The organism is Clostridium lacusfryxellense, from assembly GCF_018861735.1.
Taxonomy (GTDB): domain Bacteria; phylum Bacillota; class Clostridia; order Clostridiales; family Clostridiaceae; genus Clostridium_AD; species Clostridium_AD lacusfryxellense.
The window spans coordinates 1-3,530 of sequence record NZ_JAHLEB010000112.1 but is presented as its reverse complement, the minus strand read 5'-3'; the positions used below and the strand labels follow the sequence as shown (position 1 = coordinate 3,530).

General features: G+C 32.4%; 4 protein-coding genes. All 4 read right to left on the bottom strand.

Annotated features, from left to right (window positions below):
* Positions 1-188 precede the first annotated feature (188 nt).
* Entirely contained in the window at positions 189-506 is a 318-nt protein-coding gene (locus tag KPL55_RS25285; RefSeq protein WP_216309524.1) for a DUF6618 family protein, read from the bottom strand.
* Positions 507-535: 29 nt separating this feature from the next.
* Positions 536-1,339, bottom strand: coding sequence for an ExeA family protein (locus KPL55_RS25280; protein WP_216309523.1), 804 nt, complete (start codon positions 1,337-1,339; stop codon positions 536-538).
* Positions 1,332-2,591, bottom strand: coding sequence for a DDE-type integrase/transposase/recombinase (locus KPL55_RS25275; RefSeq protein WP_216309522.1), 1,260 nt, complete (start codon positions 2,589-2,591; stop codon positions 1,332-1,334). The genes KPL55_RS25280 and KPL55_RS25275 overlap by 8 nt, the downstream gene beginning before the upstream one ends.
* A 106-nt stretch (positions 2,592-2,697) precedes the next feature.
* Positions 2,698-3,270, bottom strand: a complete 573-nt coding sequence (locus tag KPL55_RS25270) for a DUF6431 domain-containing protein (protein ID WP_216309521.1) — start codon at positions 3,268-3,270, stop codon at positions 2,698-2,700.
* Between the last annotated feature and the right edge of the window lie 260 nt (positions 3,271-3,530).

Sequence of the window (3,530 nt, the reverse complement as noted above, 5' to 3'; positions counted from 1 at the left end):
TGTTAAACGTCAAATTATACCTAATTGAAAAGGCGTTTTATTTCTATTACTAGTAACTGATTTACGTCAGATTACCACTATAAATTCACTTTATCAATAAGAAAACATCATTGTATTAGTATAATTTTTTTAGCCATTAGGCTACTTTTATATAAAAAATGAGTAGCAATAATAGCTACCCAAGTATGTTAGTTTAAATCAATATGTTCAGCGACAGCTTTTAAGGCGTGAGCCACAGTTATAGCATCTGTTTTATTCATAATTGCACGTAAGCGTTCTGAGTTCCAAAATAAATCGTTTAAGGTAGAAATATGACAGCCTACATCATAGTCAGGAATACAAGCAAAATTTCCAAAATTTGTTTTGCCTATAACTACAATAAATCCACTTCTACTTTCAATCTTAAGCTCATAATGACTTCCAAATTCAGTTAATTTAGTTATCATTCCAGACCAGTTTTCTGTTTTTTTACCCGTTTTCATTGTACACTCAAATTTAATTAGCATAGACAATCCTCCTAAAAAATAATCTGTGATTACCGAAGCGATAATTCATTGGCGGCAGCCATTATTGTGTCAGTGTCAATAACTGTTTTTTCGTGCTGCGCACCTATTATTAAAGCCTTGGTTAATATCATGTTTAGACGTCTTATAGAACCAGTACAGCTTCTGTATGCAGCTAAAATGGCATTATCATCAATTATTTCAGAAGAAGCACTTGCCAACGAGAGTCTAGAATTAATGTATTCTATAGCCTCAGTCTCTGAAAGTCCATCAAAATCATAATTTATTATGATCCTTTGCTTTAATGCTTCATGTATCTGTTTTTCTAAGATGTTATTAAGTATAGGTTGACCTATCAAAACCAGTGAAAAACAGTCCTTTGAGTCCATAGAAAAATTCATGAGTAGTTTTAAATCCTTCAATATGTCATTACTCAAATACTGTGCTTCATCCCATACAAGTATGTAATGGACGCCCTTATCACTGCTCATGTTTTCCATATAGTCTTTTATATTTTTAAACATGTCTGACTTGCGAGAGCAAGGTTCGAGTCCTAGTGAGATACAAAACTGACGATAAAACTCAGCAGTAGTTACGGTAGTAAAGCAAAGATAAATAACCTTTGTTAAATTTGGATTAACTTTCTTCGCAAAACATCTTAGGGCAAAAGTTTTTCCACTACCAGGCGAAGCCGTAAATAATCCAATTCCTCTAGTTTCATTAAGATAATCAAGTCTTGATATCATTTCTTTTAAATCCCTTGAGATATATGCATCTTTTTCTTTAATACCTTTTTCAAAAGGGTTTAATGTCATACCATAAAACTGCTTAAACATATTTAGCACCATCCTTTGAATAGTCAATATTAAGCGGATTTTTACGTTTAGTTTTACCATTTTCAACTTTGTTTGTTTTTCTAATGCTATACTTAGTGTTTTCATAATAAATATAAGCACTGTCCATGTCATCAGGTAGATATCGCACTTCAACCTTTTGCCTTATAAATTGCATAGGTACATCATAAGAGGTTTTATCAATGCTTATAGTTGCATCATTATTTACTCTCCGTTTTACGCGATTCATAAAGCAATTATCTAGCCATTCACTATTAGATGCTACTTTTACATGAGCTAAATCGCTCTTATATCTATCAATAGGACGCTGTTTTGTAGATGAATGAATAGTTATGTTATGCTTATTAATATAGGTGAATAATTCATCATTTAGCTCCGCTAATGAGGAAATGGATTCTACGTCTAAAGCATTTAACCATCTGCTTTTTAATGTCCTGAAATTCCTTTCTACCTTACCTTTCGATGCACCGTCTCTTACCATTGTGTGAAGTTCTACTATTCCAAGGGAACCGCAGATAAGGCTTAATTGCTCATTTTTGTAGGGAGAACCGTTATCCAAGTAAATCTTATTGGGAATTCCATACCTGGCTACCGCCTCTTTAAGTACTTTCTGAAAGTTATAAGAATTATCATTGTAAAAGAATCTACCGCCTACTATTAATCTAGACTTATCATCTATTAACATAATTACGTACGTCCGCTTGCGCTCACCATTTTCAGTTATATATGGACCGTAACAGGTGTCGCCTTGAAACATTCCAGTTGAAAATTCTTCTTCAAAAGCTTTTCTATCTTTCATGTTGATACATCTAGCAGATCTAATATCATTATATTTTATAAACCGTTGAACAGTTGAAATTGACACATCCTTTTCTTTAATAAAGCCATCTTCGATGAGTTTATAATATATAAGCGTAGCATTAATTTTAGGAAAGTTATTTTTTAAAGTGTATATCTCCTCTATGGCAACATCACTTAGCTTTCTGGTTTGGCCTATATCGCTACGCATTTTTGGAAGAAGGGCATCAAAACCAAATCTATTATAGTCTGATTCCCAGTTAGCAAGTGTCCCCGGGCTATACAAAACTGAATTACCGTTAGGTAATTTTACAGGGTTAATAGAAACACGTCTATAATAAGCAATTTTAGATCGCTCAGTAAAAGTATTATTTATAGCAGGAGCTATTAGTGCTAATCTAGTGGATGCTATTTCGATCATTTCTTTGTTATTCATTTATTATCACCTCTACAAAAATGGTATCACATGGGTATTTCAATGACCATTATCGTATTAAGTGGCATGTATAAATTAAAGTGAAGAATATATGCTTATAGTGAAATTATGACGTTCCTTGAAAAAACGATGAACCATTTCGCTTGAAAAATTGTATTATGAAGTCCTCAAGTTCATCGAAGGAACTCTTTATGATGTGCTGTACAAAACTTAAGTTTGAAATGAGCTTGTCCTCTAAAAGTCCGAGCCATATTTGTTTATGTCCTTTAAACTTCTTTAAAATTCGATAGAATGTAGATATAGCAATGCCATAATGTTCACACATAGCTTCCACAGAGTGATATTTATGTACAAGATAGTCATGGATGAGGTACACAGTGAATTTAAAACTAAATGACATATACGGAACAATTACCGAAGGTAAGAGGGCGTGGGTACGTTTACATGATGAACATTTATATCTAGAAATGATGATTATATTATCTTGAACGGTATTATTATAGGTCACAAGATGGCGTTTGTAAGACGCAAATGGAGATAATGTATGTTTAGCGCCACAAATGGGACATACTAAAGTCTCTATATTAATAGAACCTACATATTTATCAAAGGCAGTTATCTCATTTTCAAAAGAAATTTGCTTAAAAACCTTGCATAATTGTGAGAATAATCTTATCATAAGAATAGATCCTATAAGAGTTTTAACTCTTATTTTAAAGGGAGAACGTTGCTTTGGTGGCTTGGGTTCTCCCTTTTCCTTTCTTTAGTTTTTATAATAATCATAAAATAAGCTCCTGATGATGTCAAGTCATTAGGAGCTTTGTTATAGTAATAATCTGCTTAGTAAAAAAGCAAATAACCACTAGATAATAATTAGTATTATAGTTATAATTTGACTTAGGAATGCAGTTTCATAAAGCTATATTTTGACGCACTACA